This is a genomic window from Methyloversatilis sp. (genome assembly GCF_030698125.1).
Classification (GTDB): domain Bacteria; phylum Pseudomonadota; class Gammaproteobacteria; order Burkholderiales; family Rhodocyclaceae; genus Methyloversatilis.
Window position 1 is genome coordinate 1 of record NZ_JAUYNV010000007.1, and the last position, 25,404, is coordinate 25,404.

Here is a 25,404-nt window from a genome sequence, read left to right on the forward strand (position 1 = left end):
CGCGTCCGCGGGGATAGGCCCCCGCTCGCCGCATCGATCATCCGCGTGATGGTGGTTCCCCCGCGTCCGCGGGGATAGGCCCTCGATCACTCACGCTCACTGTCGTCGTGAAGGGGTTCCCCCGCGTCCGCGGGGATAGGCCCTCGATGCCCTGCATGATGTAGCCGCCGCCCTGGGTTCCCCCGCGTCCGCGGGGATAGGCCCGCTGACCCGGCAGGTAATACTGCCCGGTCATCGGTTCCCCCGCGTCCGCGGGGATAGGCCCATCACGGCAGAAGTGCAGATCGCTGGCGCCACGGTTCCCCCGCGTCCGCGGGGATAGGCCCAGACACGCCCGAAGCGGCGACCAAGTGCGCGGGGTTCCCCCGCGTCCGCGGGGATAGGCCCATGCGCTGCCCGTACTCGAACGCGCCCTGCACGGTTCCCCCGCGTCCGCGGGGATAGGCCCTCGTGAGCCGATTCCTGACGTGGCCGGTGCAGGGTTCCCCCGCGTCCGCGGGGATAGGCCCGATGGACAGGTGAGGCAATGACGATTGCAGGCGGTTCCCCCGCGTCCGCGGGGATAGGCCCGAATCCATGTAGTGGATGCGCTGCTCCGCGAGGGTTCCCCCGCGTCCGCGGGGATAGGCCCCGTCGAGGTAGCAGTACTCGACCGTGTCGAACGGTTCCCCCGCGTCCGCGGGGATAGGCCCCCCAGCTGTGGGGGCCGGACACGTCTGTGCGGGGTTCCCCCGCGTCCGCGGGGATAGGCCCTTGACCTTCGGGAAGGCGCCTTTCAGGACCTTGGTTCCCCCGCGTCCGCGGGGATAGGCCCGATTTCGCGAGCGCTTTCGACAGCGCCTCTTCGGTTCCCCCGCGTCCGCGGGGATAGGCCCCAATAGTGGTAGGTGCCGCCTTCGTAATATTTGGTTCCCCCGCGTCCGCGGGGATAGGCCCGCGAGACACCTTCCCGCTCGTGACGAGCACCGGGTTCCCCCGCGTCCGCGGGGATAGGCCCGTTGCGCAGGATGCCGGACTGCACATCGCGCCGGTTCCCCCGCGTCCGCGGGGATAGGCCCGAGTATTCACTGACGGAGAAATTTCGATGATTGGTTCCCCCGCGTCCGCGGGGATAGGCCCCAGCTGCAGCACATGAAGCAGGTCGCACGGCTGGTTCCCCCGCGTCCGCGGGGATAGGCCCGTAGGAGGATTCCGCCGACAGGTAGAAGTGTTGGTTCCCCCGCGTCCGCGGGGATAGGCCGCAGTGCCGCCACCGGTCGAAACCGTCCAGCCGGGTTCCCCCGCGTCCGCGGGGATAGGCCCGAAGTACGGGCTCGCCCTACCTGGCCCGCGTGGGTTCCCCCGCGTCCGCGGGGATAGGCCCTCGTCGTTCGCACGCAGCCGGCGCAAGCCTTCGGTTCCCCCGCGTCCGCGGGGATAGGCCCTCATGTACCCGCGCGACCCCAAGGCGCCAGCGGGTTCCCCCGCGTCCGCGGGGATAGGCCCGGTGATGGAAGGCGGATTCATGACCGTGCGGAGGTTCCCCCGCGTCCGCGGGGATAGGCCCCAAGCCGCCCCCACATCTGCCAGTGCGGCGGTGGTTCCCCCGCGTCCGCGGGGATAGGCCCTCTCCCCGAGCCGTGCGGTGCGCTGGATGGCGGGTTCCCCCGCGTCCGCGGGGATAGGCCCCCCCATGCCGGGATATCGGTGCTTGGGGCAAGGGTTCCCCCGCGTCCGCGGGGATAGGCCCGAGCATGAGGTGATCCCCAAACACCATTGACGGGTTCCCCCGCGTCCGCGGGGATAGGCCCAGATGCTAATGTGCAATCTCGACAACTACAGGGGTTCCCCCGCGTCCGCGGGGATAGGCCCTCGGGGCGAATGAGTCGATATGGACCGATATAGGTTCCCCCGCGTCCGCGGGGATAGGCCCGTGACCCAAATTCACCAGCCGCTCACGCAAGAGGTTCCCCCGCGTCCGCGGGGATAGGCCCGAGCAGTATCTGTTTCAGCTTTTCGTGATCGGGGTTCCCCCGCGTCCGCGGGGATAGGCCCATGGTCGGCCGCTTCCGCTGCCTGGGCGGCATGGTTCCCCCGCGTCCGCGGGGATAGGCCCTCGTGGCGCGACGACTTCTGGGGGTGGGGTCCGGTTCCCCCGCGTCCGCGGGGATAGGCCCTTGCACAGCTACGATCGGGAGCGGCGCGAGTGGGTTCCCCCGCGTCCGCGGGGATAGGCCCGAGGAATTCAACGTCGACACCGTGCCCGGCGAGGTTCCCCCGCGTCCGCGGGGATAGGCCCTTCACCCAGCTGCTCGACGACGCGCTCACGCTGGTTCCCCCGCGTCCGCGGGGATAGGCCCTCATCGGCTTCCTCATCGCCGTAGGCGTCGTAGGTTCCCCCGCGTCCGCGGGGATAGGCCCCCGTAAGCTTGCAGCAAAGCACTTTCTTCCGCGGTTCCCCCGCGTCCGCGGGGATAGGCCCGTGTTGCGCTCGCCGATGAGGTCGACCAACTGGGTTCCCCCGCGTCCGCGGGGATAGGCCCCCAGTCAATGCCGATTTAAAACTGACACGCTTGTCACCGGTTTGCCGATTTAAAACTGATACACCCCGTTTCACTTGCATACTCGATGCCCGCGCCCCGCTCGCCTGAGCCGGATGTGGGCTAAAACAGAATGGAAACGTGCGATGTGAGTAAGAACACAGCGTCGCCCGCTTACTCAGCCAGCAGCAAGCCGGAGTCGGTAGCCGTTGTCAGACAACTGCATTGCAGACAGACTGGCCCCGCGGACGCACGAAACCCTGCCGCGAATTGAAGCCTGCGTGAACCCACGCCATGCGAGGAAGCGGTGGAGCAGTGAAGGAGAGCAGAAACGATGGACACCTTCGATATCGACGACATCCGGGACAACCCGGACACTTTGCTGGACTGCGCTGCGTCGGGGCAGCTTTCCGTTGTCATCCGATCCGGCCACGCGCTTTTCCTCGCGGTTCCGTTTGATACCTATGCCGAGACACCCGGCTTGGCTCAGGTCGTCGCACTCCAACTGTTCAAGGATCAGCGGGTATCACTTGGCCGTGCCGCCAGAATCGCAGGCCTGCCTTACTCGGACATGTTCGACTGCGCTGCCCGGTCCGGTATTGCGGTGATCGATCTCACGGGGGCAGAACTCACGCAGCAAATGCATGACTTTGGTGGCGCGGTTGAATGACGCCGGAGGTTTGCAGGCACTGCCAAGCCTGCGTGGCGACGAACCGCGCCGCGCATACCGATCCGGCGCGCATCAATGCACCGACCGCCCCCCGCCACCGCAGCACTTCTTGAACTTCTTTCCGCTGCCGCACGGGCAGGTGTCGTTGCGGCCGACCTTCGGCTCCGGACGGACATAGGGTTCGGCGGGCGTGTCGTCATATTCGAAAGCGTTCTCCAGATCGCCTTCCGGGTAGAACATGCGCGCTTCGAGCCAGATTTCATGGAGGGCGACCACCATCGGCTGGACCAGCTTCATCCAGATCTCGACCTCGCCGTCCTCGCGGATCGTCGCTCGCCCCTCGTCGGTTCCCAGGCGCATCAGCGGTGCCGCGAGTTCCGGCTCATCGTCCCACAAGTCCTCCCATTCACCGTCGCAGAAATCGGTACCCATCAGGAAGCCTTCACACCATTCGGGCGCACCCCGCCGATCCGGCTGCCAGAAAATGGGCTGGAAGGCATCCGGCTCGTTCAGGAAGGTGTCCGCGATGCCATTCATGAAACGCATCAGAAGTGTGATGATGCGCTCGGCCTGTCGGCGGTCGACGAAGTCGGGCGCCACCGACGCATCGTGCCTGTCCCACACCCAAGGCAGCCATTCGGTTGGCAACACCACGCGCGGACCGATGACAATGGCGGTGAGAAACCCCTCCAGCATCGGCACATCCATCGACGAATCCTGCAGGTGCGGCAAAGCAAGAAAATCTTCGAGTGTGTCGAGCTCGGACGTGGACAGCGGCCGGTTCAGCGCGTCCATGCAGGCTAGCTCCGGTAGTCCGCGTTGATCTTCACGTAGTCGTAGCTGAAGTCGCAGGTCCAGCAGGTGGCGCGGGCGGTGCCGCGGCCAAGGGCGACGCGGATGCCGATTTCGGCCGGCGCCATGGCCGAGGCGCCCTGCTCTTCGCGGTAGGCGGGGTTGCGGCCGCCGTCTTTCGCGACCAGGAAGTCGCCTATCCACAGGCTCACCTTCGAGGTGTCGAGGTCTTCCAGCGGCGGGTGGTTCTGCGCGGCGTTGCCGACGGCGGCGAGGATGCGACCGAGGTTGGGGTCGGACGCGAAGAAGGCGGTTTTCACCAGCGGCGAGTGGGCGATCGCATAGCCGACTGCCTTGCACTCTGCGACGTCGCGACCGCCTTCGATGTCGATGGTGATGAATTTGGTCGCGCCTTCGCCGTCGCGCACGATGGCCTGGGCGAGCTCTGCGGCGAGCGAGGTCACGGCCTCGGCGAGTGCGGCGCCGGCTTCGCTGTCGAGTGCGGTGATTTCGGCGTTGCCGGCGGTGCCCGACGCGATCAGCATGAAGGAATCATTGGTCGAGGTGTCGCCATCGACCGTGATGCAGTTGAACGAGCGGTCGGCGGCGTGCTTCACCATCGCGTCGAGTGCGGTCTGCGACACGGCGGCGTCGGTCGCCATGAAACCCAGCATGGTGGCCATATTGGGTTTGATCATGCCGGCACCCTTGCTGATGCCGCTGAGCGTGACGGTGCGGCCGTCGATCTGCACGGTGCGCGACGCCACCTTGGCGACGGTGTCGGTGGTCATGATGGCGTGCGCCGCGGCGTGCCAGTTGCCTTCGTCGAGATCGGCCATGCAGGCGGGCAGACCACGTTCGATGCGGTCGACCGGCAGCGGCTCCATGATGACGCCGGTGGAAAACGGCAGCACCTGTTCAGGGGCCAGGCCGAGCACGCGCGCCACGGCGATGCAGGTGGCGTGCGCGGCGACCAGGCCGGGTTCGCCGGTGCCGGCGTTGGCGATGCCGGTATTGATGACCAGCGCGCGGATGTCGCTGCGCGACAGGTGGTCGCGGCACACCTGCACCGGCGCGGCGCAGAAGCGGTTCACCGTGAACACGCCGGCCACGCGGGCGCCCGGCACCAGCGAAATCAGGCACAGGTCGCGCCGATTGGCCTTGCGGATGCCGGCCTGGGCGATGCCCAGTCGCACGCCGGCGACCGGCAGGATGGATTCGGCGGGCGGCGTCTGGTAATTCACGGGCATGGCGGGTCTCGCAGGGGGTAAAGCCGCAAGTTTATATGCAGGCCGGCGCCGACCGCCGGATTGATGTCGCGCACCCCGGCACTGCACGCCCGTCACAGGAATTCACCTTCCTTGTAACCAGCACGAAATCCTGACTCTGCACGAATTGTCCGGGAACGGCCTCGCTCGCGCTTTCGGCGGGCCGGCCCACTGCGTGCAAAGCCACGCTGCATGCGGCCGGCGACGCACCATGATCCGAACGGACCAGTTCACCTTCACGGCACTGCAAAGCGTCCTCCCCAGCCTTCCGCGTGTTGCCGGCATCGGCCGGACCGACCACACAGGGGAGATGAACCATGAACGCTGATTTCGCACGTCTGAGCCTCGCGCTCGCGCTGACCGCTGCCTTTGCCGCACCGGCCGCGCACGCCGCACAGAACACGCTGGCCGGCTGGGCCGTGATGCCGGCCAATACCTTCTCCGACGGCCCGACCTCGGGCCAGTTTGCCGGCGCCGGCGCCGGTGGCAATCCGCTGCCGCTGATTGACCTGCAGCCGGTGCAGGGCTTCTCCGGCGTGCTGGCCGGTGCCAACGGCAGCTTCCGCGTCATCACCGACAACGGCTTCGGCGCGCAGGGCAATTCGGGCGACACCTTGCTGCGCAGCTATGCGGTGAATGTCGACTTCCGCACCGCACAGGGCGGCAGTGGCAGCGTGTCCGCCGCCGACTGGAACACCGGTGCCTCGCTGCCGGCGTTTTCCGCTGCCAGCCGCATCACGCTGAGCGACCCGAAAAACCTGCTGAGCATCAAGGTTCAGGCTGATTACACCCACTATTACAACAACGCCGCCAATCCGCTGGTCGATGCGTCGATCAAGTCCGGCCGCCTGCTCACCGGCGCCGACCTGGACATCGAATCGGTGCGTCAGGACAAGAACGGCAACCTGTGGTTCGGCGACGAGTTCGGCCCCTACCTCGTGAAGACCGATGCCAGCGGCGTGGTGCAGCGTCGCGAAATCGCGCTGCCCGGCGTGTTCGCGCCGCAGAACGAGGCAGTGCTGAACGGTTCGGTGTCGAGCAACCTCGGCGGCTCCGGCGGTTTCGAAGGCATGGCCATCAACGCCAGCGGCGACCGGCTCTACACGCTGCTCGAAAAGACGGTTGCCGGCGACCCCGCCAGAAGCCTGCGCATCAACGAATTCAATATCGACACCGAGCGCTACACCGGTCTGGACTACCTGTATCAGCTCGAAGCCCAGGGCACGGCCATCGGCGACATGACGGCCATCGACGATCACCGCTTCCTGGTGATCGAGCGCAACGGCGGCACGGCCACCAGCGGCACGCCGTTCAAGAAGATTTTCATCGCCGACACGACCGGTGTTGCCGACGGCGGCTTCGTCACCAAGACCGAACTGGTCGACCTGATGAACATCGCCGACCCGTACGACCTGAATGGCGACGGCCTCACCACCTTCACCTTCCCCTACGTAACCATCGAGGACGTGCTCATCCTCGATGCCAACACGCTGCTGGTGATCAACGACAACAACTACCCCGGCACCGGCGGTCGCGACCTCGGCTCCGACCACACCGAGTTCCTGAAGATCAGCCTCGCCAACCCGGTACCGGAGCCGGAAACCTACGCAATGCTGCTGGCCGGTCTCGGCCTGATCGGCGCAGCCGCCCGCCGTCGTGCCTGATCACCTGGAGACAACGAAATGAAAAAGACCTTGCTGGTGGCCCTGCTCGCCACCTTTGCCGGCCACGCGCTGGCGGCCGATTTCTCGCTGCGCGTCATCGGCGAGCAGCGCATCGCGACCGGCACGCTGTTCGAAGGCGTCGAGTTCGGCGGCATTTCCGGGCTCGACCGCGCCGCCGACGGCCGTTACTGGGCGATTTCGGATGACCGCGGCGGCGAGCGCGGTACGCCGCGCTTCTACAACCTGTCGCTTGATTACGACGCCGCCGGCTTCAACGGCGTCACCGTGAACAGCCAGACCTTCATGCAGCGGCCGGACGGCTCGACCTTCCCGTCGAACGCCCGCACGGTCGATCCGGAAGGCATCCGCGTGGCGCCGAACGGCAATCTGTACTGGTCGTCGGAAGGCAACTGGAGCGGCAACGCGGCCAGCCGCTACCAGCCTTTCGTGCGCGAAATGACGACCTCGGGCGTCTTCGTGCGCGAATTCGCCACACCGGCGATGTTCAACTACGTCGACAACGCCACCACCGGCGGGCGCAGCAACAAGCTGTTCGAGGCGCTGACGGTGTCGCCCGATGGCACCATCTGGACCGCCAATGAAGACGCGCTGGTGCAGGACGGCCCGCTCACGTCGGTCAACAACGGCAGCGTGGTACGCGTGACCGCGCTCGATCCGGCCAGCGGCGCGGCCGGTGCGCAATATGTATATGCACTGCCGCCGATTCCGGTCGATGCCGTGCCCGGTGCGCCGTTCGGCCCTGACAACGGCCTGCCCGAACTGCTGGCGATTTCCGACACGCAGTTCATCGCGGTGGAACGCGCATTCGCCTTCGGCGTGGGCAACACGATCCGCCTCACGCTGGCCGAAATCATGCCGGACAACACCGACGTGAGCAGTTTCGACAGTCTCGTCGGCGCGACCTACACGCCGATGCGCCGCGAGCTGCTGCTCGAAATGCCGATCACCTCTGACGGCATCACGCTCGACAACATCGAGGCGATCAGCTGGGGCCACACGCTGGCCAACGGCAATCGCACGCTGGTGCTGGCCGCCGACAACAACTTCAGCGGCACCCAGGTCACCCAGTTCATCGCGCTCGAAGTGTCAGCCGTGCCCGAGCCCACCCGCATCGTGCAGTTCCTCGCCGGCCTCGGCCTGATGACGCTGACGCTGCGCATGCGCCGTCGCTGAGCCACCCCCTCTGAAAGGACGCCTCGACATGAAACATGCCCTCACCCCGATCGCCCTTGCGCTGCTGGCCACGGCCGGCGCTGCGCAGGCGGAAACCGTTCGTTTTGCCACCTTCAACGCCTCGCTGAACCGCGACGCCGCGGGCGATCTGCTGTCCGATCTCGCCAATCCGGGCGCGATCGGCGTCAGCACCAGCGTCGCCAACCGCATCCAGCAGGCGCGCAACGTGGCCGAAATTGCACAGCGCGTGAACGCCGACGTGTTGCTGGTGAACGAATTCGACTTCGACCTGAATGGCACGCCGACCGCCAGCAGCGCGCCGATGGGCCTCGGTTATTCCAGCCAGGGCGCGCAGTTGTTCCAGCAGAACTTCCTGTCTGTCGGTCAGGGCAACGCGGTGCGCGGCCTGACCAGCGGCATCGATTACGCATACCGCTACACGCCGAACACCAATACCGGCTTGGCATCCGGCTTCGACCTGAACAACAACGGCGTGGTCAGTGGCGGCGACGATGCCTTCGGCTTCGGCAACTACGGCGGCCAGTACGGCTTCACGATCTACTCGAAGTACGAAATCGTCGGCGTGCGCAGCTTCCAGACCTTCCTGTGGAAGGACATGCCGGGCAATCTGCTGACCAATGACCCGACTGCCAACAAGCTCGCCGATTTCTACTCGCAGGACGAAATCAACGCGCTGCGCCTGTCGTCGAAGAACCATGTCGACGTGACGGTGCGCATCAACGGTCAGGACGTGCATTTCCTGACCGCCCACCCGACGCCGCCGACCTTCGACGGCGCTGAAGACCGCAACGGCAAGCGCAACCACGACGAAATCCGCTTCTGGTCCGACTACGTCAATGGCGCCGGCTACATCTACGACGATCAGGGCGGCACAGGCGGCCTGGCCGCGGGCGCGAAGTTCGTCATCGCCGGTGATTACAACGCCGACCCGTTCGACGGCGACAGCTATCAGGGTGCGATCAACCAGCTGCTGGGCGACCCGCTGGTGAATACCTCGCTGACCCCGGCGTCGGCCGGCGGCACGGCCGCGGCAACCTACCCGAGCAACAACGGCACGGCCAACCAGTCGCACACCGGCGACCCGCAGTACGACACCGCCGACTTCAGCGATTCGGCACCGGGCAACCTGCGCGTCGATTACGTTCTGCCGTCGGCCAACCTCGAAATGACCGATGCCGGCATCTTCTGGCCGGTCGATCCGGACACGTCGGTGCCGAACACCACCGGCGACCTGTTCGATCTGGTCGGCACCTTCCGCGACCCCAACCTGTACGCCAATCTGGCCAGTTCGGACCACAAGGCGGTGTGGGTCGATGTGACGGTCGTGCCCGAGCCCGAAACGTACGCGATGCTGCTGGCCGGTCTGGGGCTGATTGCTGCGGCGTCGCGGCGCCGGAAGTAAGGGGAGCTGACCGGGCGCTGCCCGGTCAGGACTTGCGCGAGGACGCTTCCAGGGCGATGCCGGCAAGCTGGGCGAAGGTTGCGAGTGCGTCCGGCGTGCCGGGCCGCATCGGCGGGCGCACCGCGGCGCGATCGATGTACAGCACGCCCACGACGTGGCCGTGCGCGTTGATCGGCACCAGCACCTGATGTAGCTGGCCCAGTGCCGAACGCAGGCGCGTGATGGACGGCAATCCGGGGGCGGGCACGTGCGACGCCTCGACGTCGATGACGCGTCCGTGATCGACCAGCTCGGTCAGCGCATCGCGCGCAGCGCCGGCCAGAAGGAAATTGAAATGGCGCATGAGTTGCTGCGCGCCGCGGCCATGCGTGGCCCGGGCGGTGAGCTGCGAGCGGTTGGCGGTGACCAGCGCGAGCACGGCGCGGTCGGCGCCGAGCGAGCGGCCGGCGCCTTCGAGCGCCAGGTCGAGCACCGCGCCGGAAGCCGAGTGCGCCGCAATCAGGGCCACCATGCGACGCGAAATGTCGAACTGCAGCGCCGGGTCGGGATCGGCCAGAATGGCCGGTGCCCCGGTTTCGTCCTCCTCGTCCGGACGCGCCGGCACCGGGATGCGCGCCGCGGCCTCTTCGCAGCCGTAAAAGCCGGCCAGGCACGCCGCTTCGCGCGCGTGCGCGGCGACCACCGGCGCCACCGTCGCCACGTCCTGGCGCAGCAGCTTGGCGTAGTCGCGCATGGCTTCACGCGCCTTTTCACTCTGCCATCCGGCTTCGGCGGCACTGGCCAGCCGGTATCCGGCGATCACCAGCGCCTCGCGACTGTCTGCCCGCGCGTTGTCCACACAGGCGTTGGCCACCAGCCCGGGCAGCGCCCATTCGCGCGCCAGCAACTGGGTGAGTGAGCGCAGCCGGAAGCCGAGCACTTCGGTTTCGACCTTTTCCGGGACGGCATCGGGCTTGCGCAGCGCGCGATCCAGCTGTTGCCCCGCTTCACCCGAGAAACACCAGAACGCCAGCTCGCCGATGCGCGACAGCAGGGTCGCGATGAACACTTCTTCGGGCGAGGCATCGCCGCGCACCGTGGCGGCATGTTTTGCATGGACGGCGGCGTGGAAGCAGCGCGCCATTTCGGCGCTGACCCGGTCGCGTACACCGCCGGCCAGAAACGCGTCGATCAACGCCACCGATATCGCGATGTTGCGCACGGTGTCGAAACCGAGCAGCACGATGGCGCGGGAAATGGTGTTGATGCGACTGCCTTCGCCGTGGAAGAACACGGAATTGGCCATGCGCAGCACGCGCGCGGTCATGCCGGCATCGCGCAGGATGATGCGCCCGAGCGCCGAGGTCGGACTGGCGTCGTTCGCCGCGACCTCGCCGATGGCGGCAAGCGTCGCGCTGAAGATGGGCATGTCCTGACTGCGCAGCTTGTCCACCCAGACCTGGAGTGGATCGGTGGCAACGGGTGTGGCGCTCATGTGCGTGTCCATTGCGGAAAAGTAGGTAACTCTTCCGGCTAACGGCGCACCGCTGCGATTTCTTGAGCGAAGCTGAAGCCCGGCGCGGATCGCAGCCGGGCAGACGACAGTTACCGGACCAGCAGCACCGGCCGTTTCGAGTGATGCAGCACGCCGCTGGCGATCGAGCCCAGCGCGAAGCTGGCCAGTGCGCCGTGACCGCGGCGACCCATCACGATCATTTCGCAGTCGTGCTGTTCGGCGTAGCGGGCGATGGTTTCCGCCGGCGGACCGACGTGCAGGTGCAGGGTCGGTTCGACCTTGGCATTGCGCAGTGTTTCCAGCGCGATGCGGACTGCGTCTTCGCCTTCTTCGCGGTAGTAGTCGTTCAGCGCCTCGCGACTCACGTGGTGCTGCAGCAGGCCGCTGGGCACGGCCACATGCACGAACAACAGGTGGATTTCGGGCACGCTGGTGAAATTGGCGGACAGGCGCAGCACCTCGGCGGTGGCGCGCACGCCGTGTTCGGAACCATCGACGGCAAGCAGGATACGCATGGTGAAATCAGTCTGGTTGCTGGGACACTCAAGTATGGCAGATGAGGCCGTTCCACAGCCCGTCGCCGAGGGTCGACGCGCGCGCCAGACCGACCAGACCGAAGCCCAGCACCATCAGGCCGGCCACCCGGCGCAGTGCCGGATTGCGGGTGAGCCCGCGCAGCCGGGTCAGCAGCATGCCGGCCAGCAGCAGGTTGGGCAGCGTGCCCAGTCCGAAAGCCAGCATGATCAGCGCGCCGCTGGCTGGCGAACCGGACAGCAGGGCCAGCCCGAGCATGCTGTAGACCATGCCGCACGGCAGAAAACCCCACAGCAGACCGACGCCCAGCGCCTGCGCCGGCGTGCGCGCCGGCAGAAAGCGGCTCGCCAGTGGCTGGATGCGCGCCCACAGCGGGCGGCCAAGCGACTCGATGGGTGCCAGCACCCGTGTGTAACCGGTGAGGTACAGGCCGAGCGCGATCATCATCACATTGGCCAGTACATACAGCACCGTCTGCAGCGGCAGCGCGCTGCCGGCCAGCAGGCCGACGCCGCCAATACTTCCAGCGACCGCGCCGGCAAAGGCGTAGCTCGCAATGCGGCCGGTGCTGTAGGCAAGGTGCAGCGAAAAGGCGGGCAACTGTGCGCGCCAGCCAGGCTGACGGACCTGCGGCACGCCGGCGGATATCGCCGACACGATGCCGCCGCACATGCCGGCGCAGTGCACGCCACCGAGCAGACCGACCAGAAACACCGCGGCAAGGCCGAGACTCATGTGAGATCAATCACTTTCGGACGGGAACGTGGCGCGATCGTGCGCCGAGCGTCGTGTGCATGCAAGGCGGTGCGGAAAGCGGATCTGCTGACGTGAAGGCGCTCACCGTATGGGCAACGCACACGCGACCAGCGATTCAAGGACAGCAGACCTTCGGGCTTGTTTGCCTTAAACGACTTTCGAGTAGCGAACCGTTTCCGAATCGAGGCGCAGATAGCGGTCGAACACCATGCATACGGCGCGCACCAGCAGGCGGCCGCGCGGCGTGATGCCGATCCAGTCCGGCTCCAGCGTCAGCAGGCCGGCATCGACCAGTTCCTGCAGTTCTTCCAGCTCCGGGGCGAAGTACTTCTTGAAATCAATGGCGTAACTGCTTTCTATCGCTTCGATCGACAATTCGAAGTGGCACATCAATGCGCCGATCACGGCGCTGCGCACGCTGTCGTCGGCCGTCATGTCCAGACCGCGCATGACCGGCAGTTCGCCGTCATCGATCGCTTTGGCCCAGCTTTCGAGGGTGCGGTGGTTCTGCGCAAAACTTGCGCCGACGCGGGAAATGGCCGATACGCCAAGCCCGATCAGGTCACAGCCGGCATGCGTCGAATAGCCCTGGAAATTGCGCTGCAGCCGGCCGTGGCGCTGCGCCTGTGCAAGCTCGTCGTCGGGGCGGGCGAAGTGGTCCATGCCGACATGCACGTAACCGGCTTCGTGCAGGCGGTCGATCGCCAGCTTCAGCAACTGCGGCCGCACCGTGGCGTCGGGCAGCATGCTTTCGTCGATGCGCCGCTGCGGCATGAACTGCTTCGGCAGGTGCGCGTAGTGATAGATGGCGACACGATCCGGCGCCAGCCGGATCAGGGTGGCCAGCGTGGCGTCGAAACTGTCGAGCGTCTGGCCCGGCAGACCGTAGATCAGGTCGACGCCGGATGACACGAAACCATTGGCGCGCGCCGCGCGCAGTACGACTTCGGTCTCTTCCACGCTCTGTATGCGGTTCACCGCGCGCTGCACCACCGGGTCGAAGTCCTGCACGCCGATGCTGATGCGGTTGAAACCGAGCGATCCCAGATGCGCCACACGGGCGGCACTGACACCGCGCGGATCCATTTCGATCGAGCACTGCGCCGTGTCGGCGATGCGGAAGTGGCTGCGCAGGCCTTCGAACAGCCGGGTCATCTGCGCATCGCTCAGGAAGGTGGGCGTGCCGCCCCCCAGATGGAGCTGAGCCACTTCGCGACTGCCCTTGACCAGTGCTGCCTTCATCGCCAGTTCGCGCAGCAGCGTATCGACATAGCTGTCGGCGCGCGCGTGATCCTTGGTGATGATCTTGTTACAGGCGCAGTAGTAGCAGATCGTGTCGCAGAACGGGATGTGGATGTAGATCGACAGCGGCCCGGCCGCCGCATTGCGCGCCTCAAGCCGCGCCGCATGCGCCCGTGCATCATGCGAAAAATTGAAGCGATCGGCCGTCGGATACGAGGTGTAGCGCGGGCCGGGCACATCAAAACGCCGCATCAGCTGCGGGTCGAACACGAGTTCTTTTGCGACATTCATGTTTTATTGGCACACTTTGCGGTGCGTCCATCATGCAAGCGCGCCCCCCACCGCGCATTGATCAACGTCAATAATGAGCAGCGTCCAGATACCCATCACGTCACAAGGTCTTCAAGTGGCCTGTTCGGCATGCAATCTGCGCGAGCTGTGCATGCCGGTCGGCCTGACGGAACAGGAAATCGAACGTGTCGATGAACTCGTCGGCACGCGCCGCAAGGTGGCGCGCGGCATGCCGCTCTACCTGTCCGGTGAGTCCTTCCAGTCGCTGTTCGCCATCCGCACCGGTTTCTTCAAGACCGAAGTCGTTTCGGAAGACGGCCGCGAGCAGGTGACCGGCTTCCAGATGGCTGGCGAACTGATGGGGCTGGATGGCATCGGCACCGGTCAGCACAACTGCGACGCCCGTGCGCTGGAAGACAGCGAGGTGTGCGTCATCCCGTTCAACCGCCTGTCGGAACTGTCGCGCGAGATCGATACCTTGCAGCATCATTTCCACAAGGTGATGAGCCGCGAAATCGTGCGCGACCAGAGCGTCATGATGCTGCTCGGCACGATGCGTGCCGAAGAGCGTCTGGCGGCCTTCCTGGTGAATCTGTCGCAGCGTTTTGTGTCGCGCGGCTATTCGGCGACCGAATTCAACCTGCGCATGACGCGCGAGGAAATCGGCTCCTATCTCGGCCTCAAGCTCGAAACCGTCAGCCGCGGCCTGTCGCGCCTGCAGGACGAAGGGCTGCTGTCGGTCAGCAACAAGAACATCCGCATCCACAAGCTGGACGACCTGAAGAAGGCGATGAGCCCGCGCTGCTGAGGGCGCGGTGGTGATGGGGGGGTGTTGGGCATCGCTGCGCTCACCCCAACCTACGGGCTGGCTACGCCGGGGTGGGGGCGCTTTTTCTACCTGGGTTCATTCGGTGACGCTGGGGTGTTGGGCATCGCTGCGCTTACCCCAACCTACGTGGCAATACTTGCGCCGGATCGAATGTAGGTTGGGGTGAGCGCAGCGATGCCCAACAACCACACTCCACCACCCGTCACCCCGCCCGCGCAGCACAAGCGTCCATGACCTGCCCGACCGCGTCGGCGCGACAGCAATCGATGCGCTGGTCGATCGGCATCGAGCGCAGCCAGGTGATCTGGCGCTTGGCGAGCTGGCGGGTGGCGTAGATGCCGGTGTCGCGCATGGCGGCGGCGTCAATGTCGCCTTCGAGGTAATTCCACACCTGCCGGTAGCCGACGCAGCGCATCGACGGCATGCTGGCGTCGAGCGCGTACTTTTCGCGCAGCCTGCGCACCTCGTCCACCAGCCCCTGCGCCAGCATGGCGTCGAAGCGCGCCTCGATGCGCCGGTGCAGCCAGGCGCGATCCGAAGGTTCGAGCGACAGTACGGTCATCGGCGGCAGGGGCGCATCGATCTCGCGTCGCGCGTAGCTTTCGGCCAGCGGCCGGCCGGTCAGCGTGATGATTTCCAGCGCGCGCTGGATGCGCTGCGCGTCGGTCGGTTTGAGACGGGCGGCGGCGTCCGGGTCGCGCGCGGCCAGTTCGGCGTGCAGCGCCGGCCAGCCCTGTGCGGCGGCACGGCGGTCGATGTCGGCGCGCAGATCGGCATCGGCTTCGGGCAGGTCGGACAGGCCGTCGCGCAGCGCCTTGATGTACAGCATGGTGCCGCCCGCCAGCAGCGGAATGTTGCCGCGACCCTGGATGGCGGCGATCAACGTGCGCGCGTCCGCAGCGAAGCGCGCGGCCGAATAGGACTGTTCCGGCGACACGATGTCGATCAGATGGTGCGGGCACAGCGCCCGCTCGTCCGGCGTCGGCTTGGCGGTGCCGATATCCATGTCTCGGAACACCAGCGCCGAATCGACGCTGACCAGTTCGACCGGCAGCGCACGCGCGATGCGCGCGACCGCCGCGGTCTTGCCGCTGGCCGTGGGGCCGAGCAGCACCAGAACCGGCGAGGCGGAAGCGGCCGGCACGGAGACGGGCGGCACGTCAGCGGCCGCGCATGAAAAGGCGGTCCAGTTCGCCCATGGTGAGCTGCACCCAGGTCGGCCGGCCGTGATTGCACTGGTCGGCGCGTTCGCAGGCTTCCATGTCGCGCAGCAGCGCGTTCATTTCGGGCAGCGCGAGCAGACGATTGGCACGCACCGCGCCATGGCAGGCCATCGTGCCCAGCAGTTCGTTGCGCCGGCGCTCGACCACCTGACTGGCCGGTGCCTCGCGCAGTTCTTCCAGCAGCGCGCGCAACAGCGCGGCGGTGTCGGCACGCGCCAGAAGCGCCGGCACGGCACGCACCATCAACTCGTTCGGCCCGGCCTGGCCGACGTCGAAGCCGAGCTTTTCGAGCACGTCGGCGTATTCGAAGGCGGTCGCCACCTCGCGCGCGCTCATCGACAGCACGGCCGGAATCAGCAGCCGCTGCACCGCCGGCGCGCCTTCGAGCACCTTCTTCAGCTGTTCGTACAGGATGCGTTCATGCGCCGCGTGCATGTCCACCAGCACCAGTCCGGCGCTGTTCTGCGCCAGCACGTACACGCCCTGCAGCTGGGCAAGCGCGAAGCCGAGTGGCGGACCGGCTTGCGACGAAGGGTCCGGCAGGCCGGCGGCGACCGGGTGTGCAGCGGCCGGCGTCGCATCATGGCGCACGAAATCGAAGTAGCGTGCCAGCGGCTGTTCAACACCCATGCCCTGCTGCATCGGCCAGCCGGACTGCGACGCCAACTGCCTGGAGACGTCGGGCAAATCGGCCTGCGCGGACGCGTGGACGGCTTCAGTCGCCTGCGTCGACAGCGCCAGCGCGCGCTCGACCGCATGGAACACGAACTGGTGAATGCCGCGCGCGTCGCGAAAGCGCACTTCGGTCTTGGCCGGGTGCACGTTCACATCGACGGCGCGCGGGTCGAGTTCGATGAACACGACGTAAGCCGGGTGGCGCGCACCGTGCAGCACGTCGGCGTAGGCCTCGCGCAACGCATGCGCGAGCAGGCGGTCGCGCACGAAGCGGCCATTGACGAAGCTGTACTGGGCGTCGCGCCCGGCACGCGAAAAAGCCGGCTGCGCGACAAAGCCCACGATGCGCACCGGGCCGGCCACCGCTTCGACCGGGCGCGCGTGCTGCATGAATTCATCGCCCAGCAGCGCGCGCACGCGGCTCGCCATGTCGGCCGCCGGCAGGCGCTGCGTGATGCGGCCGTTGTGCTGCAACTGGAAGGCAACCTGCGGCACCGACAGCGCAATGCGCCGGAACACGTCGTCGCAGTGACCGTACTCGGTCTGTTCGGTGCGCAGGAATTTGCGCCGCGCCGGGGTGTTGTAATAGAGGTCGGCCACGTCGACCACGGTGCCGCTGTCCAGAGCGGCCGGTTCCGTCGCGCCACCGTCATCAATGCGCCACGCATGCGCCGCGCCGGTCTGCCGGCTGGTGATGGCCACGCGCGCCACGCTGGCGATCGATGCCAGCGCCTCGCCGCGGAACCCCATGGTGGCGACCGCTTCGAGATCGTCCAGCGAAGCGATCTTGGATGTGGCATGGCGGGCGAGCGCCAGCGGCAGGTCTTCGGGCGGCATGCCGCAGCCGTCGTCGGCCACCCGCAGGCGCTTCACGCCACCGGCTTCGAGCTGCACGCGGATGTCGCGGCTGCCGGCGTCAAGGCTGTTCTCCAGCAATTCCTTCAGCACCGACGCGGGCCGCTCGACCACCTCGCCGGCGGCAATCTGGCTGATCAGGAGGTCGGGCAGCAGCTGGATCGAAGGCATGCGCAGGCAGAAAACGGGGTCGGGCGACGATTTTACGGGCCGTCACAGGCATCCGCTATCATCCGGGCTCGATTTCAGCGCGACGCACCATGGAACTGCTCACCACCTTCATCGACATCATGCTGCACCTGGACAAGCATCTGGCCATGCTGGTCACCCAGTACGGCGCCTGGGTCTACGCCATCCTCTTCCTGATCGTGTTCTGCGAAACCGGTCTGGTGGTGACACCCTTCCTGCCCGGCGATTCGCTGCTGTTCGTTGCCGGCGCCATCGCAGCGGCAGGCGGCATGCACATCGGCCTGCTGATCGTGCTGCTGATCATCGCCGCAGTGCTGGGCGACGCGGTGAATTACGCGGTGGGCGCGTGGTGCGGCCCGCGGGTATTCAAGTGGGAAAATTCGCGCTTTTTCAACCGCACGGCGTTCGACCGTACGCACGCGTTCTACGAAAAGCACGGCGGCAAGACGATCATCATCGCGCGCTTCATGCCGCTGATCCGCACCTTTGCGCCCTTCGTGGCCGGCGTGGCGCAGATGAGCTACCCGCGCTTCGCGATGTTCAACATCACGGGCGCCATCATCTGGGTGGTATCACTGGCGCTGGCCGGTTACTGGTTCGGCAACCTGCCCTGGGTGAAGGAAAACCTGACGCTGGTGATTCTGGCGATCATCGCGATATCGCTTGCACCCCTGGCAGTCGCATGGGTGCGCGCAAAGTTCGGGCCGGCCTCGGGAAATCCAGTCTGATGCGCGGCCAGCACGCTTCGAGCGCGAAACTGTAGCGTTCGGCGCCCGCCACGATGACCACGACACCGGCACGCTGCACATCGGCCAGCAGTCGCTCGGCGCGCAGGCTGGCCACCCCGCCGCTGGCCCGGCCGAACGCGCCCTCGGCGCCATCGCCCAGATGAAGATACAGCAGCGCAGCCTGCCGACGCGCCTGCTGCAACGACGGCCGCCACTGTTCGGCGCTGATCGGCTCGTCGTTGGCCGCCTCGAGCTCGACGCGCATCAACGGCTGATCGCGCAGACGGGCGAGCGCCATCGCCAGTGCATCGCACTGCACGTCGCGCCCACCGCACAGCAGCACGCCGCCATGGTCGGCCCGCATCAGGGTGCGCAACAACCGGCCGAAGCGACGGCTGCCTGCCTTGACGCCCGGAGCGCGCACGCGCTCGAGTTGTTCCATCTTCATGGTTGATGTGCGGAGGTTCTGGGCCATTCTGGTCCGCGCGCCGCGGCTGCGGCGCACGCCCAAACCGGGCCCGGGTTGTCGTACGCTGTCGGCCATGAATGCCAGGGTCTGTTCTCGTTTGATTCGTGCGTCACGTTGCCCTTGGGCTGGCCGCGAACAAAGCGTGCAACGCCGTGCGCGGCCAGCCCAAGGGCAACCCGCAGGGCGCACAGCCAGCGCGCCACATGTCCGCGTTGCACCACCTTGCCTGACGGCCAATCAGGCGGCGTTGGTGCGCCTTGCCCTGCGACGCGCTGGCTGCGCGCGTAACGTACGAATCAAATGACAACAGACCCTGCGACAGCCTGTAAGACGATTGTGCGCGTGCTGTGTTGCGCCGCGATAGCCAACTGGATCACGGGCTGTGGAGGCACGGGCCAGAAACCGGCGCCAGTGGCCGATTCCATGCATCCTAAACAGATTGTTAAAAGTGATATCGACCGGGTACTCGAAGCGCATCACCGGGAAATATTCGCCAGCCTGGAACGGCTGGCCGACAAGTTGTACCGGCGCAACCCGCGCGAATGGCGGCGCGCCGGGCTGAACAGTCGTGAAGAAGCACTGGCCAGACTGTTCAACGCCGACCGCGGCTGGGCGCTGGCGGAATTCGACAGCAAGCGCGACATCGAGGTGATGCGGCTGGCCTTTTCGGCCGATTTTGCGGGCGACCGGGTAGCGGCGCTGATTGTCGGCATGGGTGGCATGATCCAGACCGCGTGGGCCGACCGCACCGAACTGTTCATCATGGATGAACTCGATCCGCAGGCGCTGTCGAATTGCGCGCGCAACGTCGAGATTTCGGCGTGGAAGCTGGCGCAATCGCGCGACGCCGCCGGCGAATTGCTGCTGCTGTCGAACGAGATCGGCGGCGACGGCGTGCGCAACCTCAGTTTCGAGCGCGAAATGGGCAAGATGATCGGCTGGCTCGACATGAGTTCGCAGATCGTGGCCGACAAGAACCGGCGCGTGGTGACACGCATCCTGCAGTCGCTGGCGACCGCAGTGTTCCTGCCGGTCAGATAGGCAGGCGCCGCGTCGGGCGGCGATAATCCGCCCTTGATTCCTCCTACCGACAGCCCCGAATGACATCCGTCGTCATCCTGATTTCCGGACGCGGCAGCAATATGCGGTCCATCGTCGACGCCGGTCTGCCGGCGGACATCCGCGCCGTGATCAGCAACCGGCCCGACGCCGCAGGCCTTGCGTACGCGCGAGAACGCGGCATCGCGACCGAGGTGGTCGATCACACCGCCTACGCCGACCGCGCCGCCTTCGACGCGGCGCTGGCCACCTGCATCGATCGCCATGCCCCCGATCTGGTCGTGCTCGCCGGCTTCATGCGCATCCTGACGCCCGGCTTCGTCGAGCACTATCGCGGCCGCATGATCAACATCCACCCGTCGCTGCTGCCCGCCTTCACCGGGCTGCACACGCACCGGCGCGCCATCGAGGCGGGTTGCCGGGTGGCCGGCGCCACGGTGCATTTCGTGACCGGCGAACTCGACGGTGGACCGATCATCGCGCAGGCGGCGGTGCCGGTGCTGGCGGACGATACCGAAACCACGCTGGCCGCACGCGTGCTGCTGCAGGAGCACCGGCTGTACCCGCAGGTGGTGCGCTGGTTTGTCGACGGCCGGCTCGCCCTGAACGACGGCCGCACCGTGCTGCGCGGCGACGCCACGCCGGACAGCGCCGCGTTGTGCGTTCCGAGCGCGGATGTCTGAACCGCTGAACCGGTCCCGGCTGCTTTTCGCACTGGCCGTTTCGGTGCTGCTGCACCTCCTGCTGGCCGGCGGGCTGCGCAGCTTCGATCACGAGCGCCTGCCGGACGAGCGTCGCACGATACGCGCGGCGCTGATTGCACCGCCCGCCCCGCCGCCTCCGGAAGTTGTGCCGACGCCATCACCGGTAGCCGATGCGACGCCGGCCCCGGTGCCAGCCCCGAAGCGTCCGCCAAGGCCGCGCAGCCCGAAGCCCGAGCCGGTGGCGCTGCCCGAGCCCGAGCCTGAGCCCGAGGTGCCACCGCAACCTGTGCCGAGCGACGATCAGGCGCCGGCTGACGGGGAAAGCACGGACGCCATCGGCGATCGCGAACTGCTGGACCGGGCGATCGCCGACGGCGCCCTGCCCGACCGCGACGAGACGGCCAGCCTGACGCCGCAGCGTGCCGTAGTGAGCGAGGCGAAGCTGGAGTTCGAGGTGTTCCGGGGCGAACTGGCGATCGGGGAAACCCGCTATCACTGGGTGCACGACGGCAGCGACTACCAGATGGATCAGGTCACCGAAACGACCGGTCTGGCCGGCCTGCTCAAGCCGCTGCGCGTCGAGCAGCGCAGCACCGGCGAAGTGACGACCGAAGGTCTGAAGCCGCGGCGCTATGTGTCGCGGGCGACACAGGGCAAGGCGACCGAGGAGGAGGTGGTGTTCGACTGGGACGGCAATCGGGTTATGCTGCGCGCCGGCACCAAGCAGTCGGAACACACGCTGTCGGCCGGTGCGCAGGACATGCTGAGCCTGTGGCTGGAAATCATCTGGCGCGCACAATACGGCGGCGACTTCGATTTCACGCTGGCCACCGGCAAGCGCTTCACGCCGCGCTGGTTCGTGGCCGACCCGGAGCTCGGCAGCCTCGATACGGCCGTCGGACGGCAGCTGGTCAAGCGGCTGCAGGCGCGCGCCCAGGCCGGCGACAACCAGATCGAAGTCTGGCTGGCACCGAATCTGCGCTGGCTGCCGGTATTGATCCGCTTCACTGATCGCAAGGGCGATGTGTACGACCAGCGCGTGCGCCTGATCGAGTATGAAAACCTGAGCCTGCGCGCCGGCACTGCCGGTGCCGCCGCCGGAACGACTGCGCCCTTCGGCGATCCGGTCGATCCGCCACCCCGATACGAGCCGGCGGAAGAACCCGCCAACCCCTACCTGCGATGAAACCGACCGAAAAACTGATAGACAGCACCGCCGACGTCCTGAGCCGGATGTTGCGTTTCGAACACACCGCCGACAGCGTGCTGTCGGCCCATTTCCGCGATCAGCGCGCGCTGCAGTCGCGCGAGCGCGCATTCGTCGCCGAGCATGCCTATCTGGTGCTGCGCCGTCTGCGCTGGCTGCGGGCCGTGGCGGGCGAAAATGCAGGCGCACGCAAGTTGCTGATCACCGCGCTGGCCCGCATCGAAGGTCTCGGACACAAGTTTCTCGCACCGCTGATTTCGCGCAACGAGGCGCAATGGCTGGAAACGCTGGCGCCGACCGCCGACACCGAACTGTCGCTGGGCGAGCGCACCGACCTGCCCGACTGGGTGATCGAGCGATTGCTGACGCAGATGGACGAAGCGTCGCTGTTGTCGCTGGCGCGTGCGCTGAACACGCAGGCGCCGCTCGACCTGCGCGTGAACCTGATGAAAAGCGACATCGACGCCGTCACCGCAACGCTGACCAACAACGGCCTGACGGTCACACCCGGGCGCTTTTCGCCGTGGGCACTGCGTCTGGGCGAGCGTCCGTCGCTGACGAAGAACCCGCTGTACGAAAAGGGCATCATCGAAGTGCAGGACGAAGGCAGCCAGCTTCTGGCACTGTTGCTCGCGCCCAAGCGCGGCGAAATGGTGGTCGATTTCTGCGCCGGCGCCGGTGGCAAGACACTGGCGCTCGGCGCGATGATGCGATCGACCGGGCGGCTGTACGCCTTCGATGTATCGGAAAAACGACTGATCAAGATGCGCCCGCGGGTCGCGCGTTCAGGCCTGTCGAACGTGCACCCGGTGCTGATCGACAGCGAGAACGACATCAAGGTGAAGCGACTGGCCGGCAAGATCGACCGTGTACTGGTCGATGCGCCCTGCTCCGGTCTGGGCACGCTGCGCCGCAATCCGGACCTGAAGTGGCGCCAGACACCGACTGCGGTCGAGGAACTGGTGGTCAAGCAGGGCGCCATCCTGGCCGGCGCGGCGCGGCTGGTGAAACCCGGCGGTCGTCTGGTCTATGCGACCTGCAGCCTGCTCGACGCGGAAAACCGCGGCGTGATCGACACCTTCCTGGCCAGCCATCCGGACTTCGTACGCCTGCCGGCAAACGAAATCCTCGCCGCCGGCCGCGTTGATCTGGATACCGGAATCGATCTCGAACTGCGCCCCGACGTCCATGGCACCGACGGCTTCTACGCTGCGGTGATGGAACGGCGCGTCCCGAACAGTGCAGCCGCCACCCCGGAGACGGTCGATGAAGCGTGAACCGCGCCCCCCCCTCCTGGCTGCCGCCCTGCTGATCGCTGGCCTGCTGGCAGGCGGCACCGTGCAGGCGGGCCCGGCGCTGCCGGCCGAAGGCAAGGTCGAAGTCGGTTTCGCACCGTGGGACGACGTCGAGCGGCTGGTCATGGACCAGATCGACGGCGCGAAACAGGCCGTGTATGTGCAGGCCTACATGCTGACCAGCCGGCACATCGCCAAGACGCTGATCGCGGCGCACGAGCGCGGCATCAAGGTCGAAGTGATCGCCGATCGCGAAAAGGTGCTGAAGGACGAGTACAGCGCGCTGCCCCGGGTCGCCGGTCACGGCGTGCCACTGTGGCTGGATGGTGCCTACAGCGCGGCGCACAGCAAGGTGATGATCATCGACCCGGACGGCAAGGATCCGGTGGTGGTGACCGGCTCCTACAATTTCAGCGTGGCCGGCAAGTCGAAGAATGCCGAGAACGTGCTGGTGCTGAGCGGCCAGCGCGCGCTCGCCGCTCAATACATGCAGAACTGGAAGCGCCACCGCGCCCAGTCGGTCAGCTTTGCCGATGCGGTGCAGGAAACCCTGCGCGGTGAAGCCGTAACCCCTTGATCGACATGAACAACCTGTCTTTCGACGCATTGATGGGGGTGCTGGCGCTCGACAGCACGCGACTGGAGCTGGGGGTTATCGCGGCCTGTCTCGTGCTGGCCGGCCTGTTCGCGCGTCACATGATTCAGCGCCAGCGTGCCGAGGTGCTGGCCAACGGCAACGAATTGCTGAGCAACGCGGCGCGGCTGGGGCGGGCCGGCATGCAGCGACTGATGTTCCCGCTGGCCGGCATCCTGCTGCTGGCGCTTGCGCGCGGTGCGTTCGCCCTGCTGCACCAGACGCCGGCCCTGATGCATCTGGTGATCGCCATGCTGGTGGCGATGGCCGTCATCCGGCTCATCGTATATGCGTTGCGTCAGGTGTTTTCGCCCGCCGGCTGGCTGAGCACCTTCGAGGTTTTGATCGTGCTGGCCATCTGGACCGCCTGGGCGATGCACGCGCTGGACATCCTGCCCGAAGTCATCGACTGGCTGGACAGCCAGAAGATCACGCTGGGCAAGCAGAAGCTGACGATGTGGACGCTGCTGCAGGGCAGCGCCTGGGTGCTGATGACGCTGATCGCGTCGGTCTGGCTGTCGGGTTCGGTCGAGCGCAAGCTGATGCGGGCGCCGATCGACAGCAATCTGCGCATCGTGCTGGCCCGGCTGGCCAAGGTCGCACTGGTTTTTCTCGGTCTGATCATCACGCTGCCCCTGGTCGGCATCGACCTGACCGCGCTGTCGGTATTCGGCGGTGCGCTCGGCGTGGGTCTGGGCTTCGGTCTGCAGAAGATCATGGCCAACTACGTATCGGGCTTCATCCTGCTGCTCGACCGGTCGATCCGAATCGGCGACCTGATTTCGGTCGGCACTGACCGTGGTCAGGTCACCCAGATCACCACGCGCTACACGGTGGTGCGCAGCCTTTCGGGAGTCGAATCCATCATCCCGAATGAACTGCTGATCAGTTCGGTGGTGCAGAACGAAGGCCTGTCGGACCGGCAGGTACGGCTCGCCATCGCGGTCCAGATCAGCTATGGCGACGATGTACCGACCGCGCTGGCCATCCTGCAGGACGCCGCGCTGACACAGGAACGAGTATTGAAGTCGCCCGCCCCGGGGGCGTTTCTTCATTCCTTCGGCGATTCGGGCATCAATCTCGAGCTGGGTATCTGGATTGCCGATCCGGAAGGGGGTGCGCTCGGCCTGCGCTCGGCCATCCAGCTCGAAATACTCGACCGCTTCCGCGCCGCGGGTATTGAAATACCGTTCCCGCAACGCGAACTAAGGATCATCCGCGACCGGAACCCTTCGGCCCCTCCGGGCGATGTTGCAAACACTTGACGCGACGCAAATTGACCGCTGGCCCGGCTCGCGTAGAATCCAAGGCTTGACCTTTGCTTTACCGAGAAAGACCTGAATGTTAAATGGTTTGATTGATCTGCCCTGGTGGGGTTACATCGTTGTAGCGCTCGCGTTCACGCACCTTACGATCGCCGGCGTCACGATCTATCTGCATCGCCACCAGGCGCACCGCGCGCTCGAAATGCACCCGCTGCCCAGCCACATCTTCCGTTTCTGGCTGTGGATGACGACCGGCATGGTGACCAAGGAGTGGGCGGCCATCCACCGCAAGCACCACGCCAAGTGCGAAACCCCCGAAGATCCGCACAGCCCGGTGGTTCTGGGCATCAAGAAAGTGCTGACCGAAGGCGCCGAGCTGTACCGCCTCGAAGCGAAGAACAAGGAAACCATGGCGCGCTACGGC

22 protein-coding genes and 1 CRISPR repeat array are annotated in these 25,404 nt (G+C 66.4%); of the genes, 13 read left to right on the top strand and 9 right to left on the bottom strand.

Features of this window, described 5'->3' with window-relative positions; all coding sequences use genetic code 11:
* The first annotated feature begins 53 nt into the window (after nucleotides 1-53).
* Nucleotides 54-2,522: direct repeats of the CRISPR family, unit length 29 nt; unit sequence GGTTCCCCCGCGTCCGCGGGGATAGGCCC.
* A 331-nt stretch (nucleotides 2,523-2,853) separates the two neighbouring features.
* Nucleotides 2,854-3,189 carry a UPF0175 family protein gene (locus Q8Q80_RS03730; protein WP_305631640.1) on the top strand — a complete coding sequence of 112 codons (336 nt, stop codon included), beginning with the start codon at nucleotides 2,854-2,856 and terminating at the stop codon, nucleotides 3,187-3,189.
* 72 nt (nucleotides 3,190-3,261) lie between these two features.
* Here the strand turns inward: Q8Q80_RS03730 and Q8Q80_RS03735 are convergent, their stop codons facing one another.
* Together Q8Q80_RS03735 and argJ are read right to left on the bottom strand one after the other, a co-directional pair.
* On the bottom strand, nucleotides 3,262-3,984 hold the full coding sequence (locus Q8Q80_RS03735) for a UPF0149 family protein (protein ID WP_305631641.1): 723 nt from the start codon (nucleotides 3,982-3,984) through the stop codon (nucleotides 3,262-3,264).
* Nucleotides 3,985-3,989: 5 nt separating this feature from the next.
* Complete coding sequence (argJ, locus tag Q8Q80_RS03740) at nucleotides 3,990-5,231, bottom strand: bifunctional glutamate N-acetyltransferase/amino-acid acetyltransferase ArgJ (RefSeq protein ID WP_305631642.1); 1,242 nt, start codon at nucleotides 5,229-5,231, stop codon at nucleotides 3,990-3,992.
* 335 nt (nucleotides 5,232-5,566) lie between these two features.
* Between argJ and Q8Q80_RS03745 the strand changes: the two genes are divergently transcribed.
* The 3 genes from Q8Q80_RS03745 to Q8Q80_RS03755 are packed head-to-tail and all read left to right on the top strand — an operon-like array spanning nucleotide 5,567 to nucleotide 9,530.
* A complete protein-coding gene (locus Q8Q80_RS03745; RefSeq protein ID WP_305631643.1) occupies nucleotides 5,567-6,913 on the top strand; it encodes an esterase-like activity of phytase family protein in 1,347 nt (448 codons plus the stop codon).
* Nucleotides 6,914-6,931: 18 nt separating this feature from the next.
* Complete coding sequence (locus Q8Q80_RS03750) at nucleotides 6,932-8,107, top strand: esterase-like activity of phytase family protein (protein WP_305631644.1); 1,176 nt, start codon at nucleotides 6,932-6,934, stop codon at nucleotides 8,105-8,107.
* 28 nt (nucleotides 8,108-8,135) lie between these two features.
* On the top strand, nucleotides 8,136-9,530 hold the full coding sequence (locus tag Q8Q80_RS03755) for an endonuclease/exonuclease/phosphatase family protein (protein WP_305631645.1): 1,395 nt from the start codon (nucleotides 8,136-8,138) through the stop codon (nucleotides 9,528-9,530).
* Nucleotides 9,531-9,555: 25 nt separating this feature from the next.
* Here the strand turns inward: Q8Q80_RS03755 and Q8Q80_RS03760 are convergent, their stop codons facing one another.
* The 4 genes from Q8Q80_RS03760 to hemN all read right to left on the bottom strand — a co-directional run bounded on the left by Q8Q80_RS03760 (nucleotide 9,556) and on the right by hemN (nucleotide 13,848).
* Nucleotides 9,556-11,004: an HDOD domain-containing protein gene (locus tag Q8Q80_RS03760; protein ID WP_305631646.1), complete on the bottom strand. Its 1,449-nt coding sequence runs from the start codon at nucleotides 11,002-11,004 to the stop codon at nucleotides 9,556-9,558.
* Between the two features lie 110 nt (nucleotides 11,005-11,114).
* Entirely contained in the window at nucleotides 11,115-11,540 is a 426-nt protein-coding gene (locus tag Q8Q80_RS03765) for a universal stress protein (RefSeq protein ID WP_305631647.1), read from the bottom strand.
* Nucleotides 11,541-11,568: 28 nt separating this feature from the next.
* On the bottom strand, nucleotides 11,569-12,294 hold the full coding sequence (locus tag Q8Q80_RS03770) for a sulfite exporter TauE/SafE family protein (protein WP_305631648.1): 726 nt from the start codon (nucleotides 12,292-12,294) through the stop codon (nucleotides 11,569-11,571).
* 168 nt (nucleotides 12,295-12,462) lie between these two features.
* Nucleotides 12,463-13,848 (bottom strand): oxygen-independent coproporphyrinogen III oxidase, encoded by a 1,386-nt coding sequence (hemN, locus tag Q8Q80_RS03775; protein WP_305631649.1) that lies wholly within the window; start codon nucleotides 13,846-13,848, stop codon nucleotides 12,463-12,465.
* A 73-nt stretch (nucleotides 13,849-13,921) separates the two neighbouring features.
* Between hemN and fnr the strand changes: the two genes are divergently transcribed.
* Nucleotides 13,922-14,656: a fumarate/nitrate reduction transcriptional regulator Fnr gene (fnr, locus tag Q8Q80_RS03780; protein WP_305631650.1), complete on the top strand. Its 735-nt coding sequence runs from the start codon at nucleotides 13,922-13,924 to the stop codon at nucleotides 14,654-14,656.
* A gap of 223 nt (nucleotides 14,657-14,879) precedes the next feature.
* Here the strand turns inward: fnr and miaA are convergent, their stop codons facing one another.
* Together miaA and mutL are read right to left on the bottom strand one after the other, a co-directional pair.
* Nucleotides 14,880-15,836, bottom strand: coding sequence for a tRNA (adenosine(37)-N6)-dimethylallyltransferase MiaA (miaA, locus tag Q8Q80_RS03785; protein WP_305631651.1), 957 nt, complete (start codon nucleotides 15,834-15,836; stop codon nucleotides 14,880-14,882).
* Nucleotide 15,837: 1 nt separating this feature from the next.
* Nucleotides 15,838-17,601: a DNA mismatch repair endonuclease MutL gene (gene mutL / locus Q8Q80_RS03790; protein WP_305631652.1), complete on the bottom strand. Its 1,764-nt coding sequence runs from the start codon at nucleotides 17,599-17,601 to the stop codon at nucleotides 15,838-15,840.
* A gap of 89 nt (nucleotides 17,602-17,690) precedes the next feature.
* Between mutL and Q8Q80_RS03795 the strand changes: the two genes are divergently transcribed.
* Nucleotides 17,691-18,347 carry a DedA family protein gene (locus Q8Q80_RS03795; protein ID WP_305631653.1) on the top strand — a complete coding sequence of 219 codons (657 nt, stop codon included), beginning with the start codon at nucleotides 17,691-17,693 and terminating at the stop codon, nucleotides 18,345-18,347.
* Here Q8Q80_RS03795 and Q8Q80_RS03800 read toward each other — a convergent pair.
* Complete coding sequence (locus Q8Q80_RS03800; RefSeq protein ID WP_305631654.1) at nucleotides 18,268-18,795, bottom strand: hypothetical protein; 528 nt, start codon at nucleotides 18,793-18,795, stop codon at nucleotides 18,268-18,270. The genes Q8Q80_RS03795 and Q8Q80_RS03800 overlap by 80 nt on opposite strands.
* Before the next feature lie 444 nt (nucleotides 18,796-19,239).
* Here Q8Q80_RS03800 and Q8Q80_RS03805 point away from each other — a divergent pair, with 444 nt between their 5' ends.
* The 7 genes from Q8Q80_RS03805 to Q8Q80_RS03835 all read left to right on the top strand — a co-directional run.
* Nucleotides 19,240-19,857: a hypothetical protein gene (locus tag Q8Q80_RS03805; protein ID WP_305631655.1), complete on the top strand. Its 618-nt coding sequence runs from the start codon at nucleotides 19,240-19,242 to the stop codon at nucleotides 19,855-19,857.
* A gap of 59 nt (nucleotides 19,858-19,916) precedes the next feature.
* Nucleotides 19,917-20,558 carry a phosphoribosylglycinamide formyltransferase gene (gene purN, locus Q8Q80_RS03810; RefSeq protein WP_305631656.1) on the top strand — a complete coding sequence of 214 codons (642 nt, stop codon included), beginning with the start codon at nucleotides 19,917-19,919 and terminating at the stop codon, nucleotides 20,556-20,558.
* Nucleotides 20,551-21,765: a DUF3108 domain-containing protein gene (locus Q8Q80_RS03815; RefSeq protein WP_305631657.1), complete on the top strand. Its 1,215-nt coding sequence runs from the start codon at nucleotides 20,551-20,553 to the stop codon at nucleotides 21,763-21,765. Before purN ends, Q8Q80_RS03815 begins: the two co-directional genes overlap by 8 nt.
* Entirely contained in the window at nucleotides 21,762-23,063 is a 1,302-nt protein-coding gene (locus Q8Q80_RS03820) for an RsmB/NOP family class I SAM-dependent RNA methyltransferase (protein ID WP_305631658.1), read from the top strand. Before Q8Q80_RS03815 ends, Q8Q80_RS03820 begins: the two co-directional genes overlap by 4 nt.
* The gene (locus Q8Q80_RS03825; RefSeq protein ID WP_305631659.1) at nucleotides 23,053-23,658 is read left to right on the top strand and encodes a phospholipase D family protein; all 606 of its coding nucleotides are present in this window, start codon (nucleotides 23,053-23,055) and stop codon (nucleotides 23,656-23,658) included. The genes Q8Q80_RS03820 and Q8Q80_RS03825 overlap by 11 nt, the downstream gene beginning before the upstream one ends.
* A gap of 5 nt (nucleotides 23,659-23,663) precedes the next feature.
* Nucleotides 23,664-24,980, top strand: a complete 1,317-nt coding sequence (locus Q8Q80_RS03830) for a mechanosensitive ion channel family protein (protein ID WP_305631660.1) — start codon at nucleotides 23,664-23,666, stop codon at nucleotides 24,978-24,980.
* Nucleotides 24,981-25,056: 76 nt separating this feature from the next.
* Nucleotides 25,057-25,404, top strand: a 348-nt coding sequence (locus tag Q8Q80_RS03835) for a fatty acid desaturase (protein WP_305631661.1), incomplete at its 3' end; no start/stop codon positions are given.

Bases quoted from the DNA above. Each gene is read 5' to 3' on its own strand.
- Q8Q80_RS03730 (WP_305631640.1), top strand. From the start codon at position 2,854: ATGGACACCTTCGATATCGACGACATCCGGGACAACCCGGACACTTTG.
- Q8Q80_RS03735 (WP_305631641.1), bottom strand. From the start codon at position 3,984: ATGGACGCGCTGAACCGGCCGCTGTCCACGTCCGAGCTCGACACACTC.
- argJ (WP_305631642.1), bottom strand. From the start codon at position 5,231: ATGCCCGTGAATTACCAGACGCCGCCCGCCGAATCCATCCTGCCGGTC.
- Q8Q80_RS03745 (WP_305631643.1), top strand. From the start codon at position 5,567: ATGAACGCTGATTTCGCACGTCTGAGCCTCGCGCTCGCGCTGACCGCT.
- Q8Q80_RS03750 (WP_305631644.1), top strand. From the start codon at position 6,932: ATGAAAAAGACCTTGCTGGTGGCCCTGCTCGCCACCTTTGCCGGCCAC.
- Q8Q80_RS03755 (WP_305631645.1), top strand. From the start codon at position 8,136: ATGAAACATGCCCTCACCCCGATCGCCCTTGCGCTGCTGGCCACGGCC.
- Q8Q80_RS03760 (WP_305631646.1), bottom strand. From the start codon at position 11,004: ATGAGCGCCACACCCGTTGCCACCGATCCACTCCAGGTCTGGGTGGAC.
- Q8Q80_RS03765 (WP_305631647.1), bottom strand. From the start codon at position 11,540: ATGCGTATCCTGCTTGCCGTCGATGGTTCCGAACACGGCGTGCGCGCC.
- Q8Q80_RS03770 (WP_305631648.1), bottom strand. From the start codon at position 12,294: ATGAGTCTCGGCCTTGCCGCGGTGTTTCTGGTCGGTCTGCTCGGTGGC.
- hemN (WP_305631649.1), bottom strand. From the start codon at position 13,848: ATGAATGTCGCAAAAGAACTCGTGTTCGACCCGCAGCTGATGCGGCGT.
- fnr (WP_305631650.1), top strand. From the start codon at position 13,922: ATGAGCAGCGTCCAGATACCCATCACGTCACAAGGTCTTCAAGTGGCC.
- mutL (WP_305631652.1), bottom strand. From the start codon at position 17,601: ATGCCTTCGATCCAGCTGCTGCCCGACCTCCTGATCAGCCAGATTGCC.
- Q8Q80_RS03795 (WP_305631653.1), top strand. From the start codon at position 17,691: ATGGAACTGCTCACCACCTTCATCGACATCATGCTGCACCTGGACAAG.
- Q8Q80_RS03800 (WP_305631654.1), bottom strand. From the start codon at position 18,795: ATGAAGATGGAACAACTCGAGCGCGTGCGCGCTCCGGGCGTCAAGGCA.
- Q8Q80_RS03805 (WP_305631655.1), top strand. From the start codon at position 19,240: ATGCATCCTAAACAGATTGTTAAAAGTGATATCGACCGGGTACTCGAA.
- purN (WP_305631656.1), top strand. From the start codon at position 19,917: ATGACATCCGTCGTCATCCTGATTTCCGGACGCGGCAGCAATATGCGG.
- Q8Q80_RS03815 (WP_305631657.1), top strand. From the start codon at position 20,551: ATGTCTGAACCGCTGAACCGGTCCCGGCTGCTTTTCGCACTGGCCGTT.
- Q8Q80_RS03820 (WP_305631658.1), top strand. From the start codon at position 21,762: ATGAAACCGACCGAAAAACTGATAGACAGCACCGCCGACGTCCTGAGC.
- Q8Q80_RS03825 (WP_305631659.1), top strand. From the start codon at position 23,053: ATGAAGCGTGAACCGCGCCCCCCCCTCCTGGCTGCCGCCCTGCTGATC.
- Q8Q80_RS03830 (WP_305631660.1), top strand. From the start codon at position 23,664: ATGAACAACCTGTCTTTCGACGCATTGATGGGGGTGCTGGCGCTCGAC.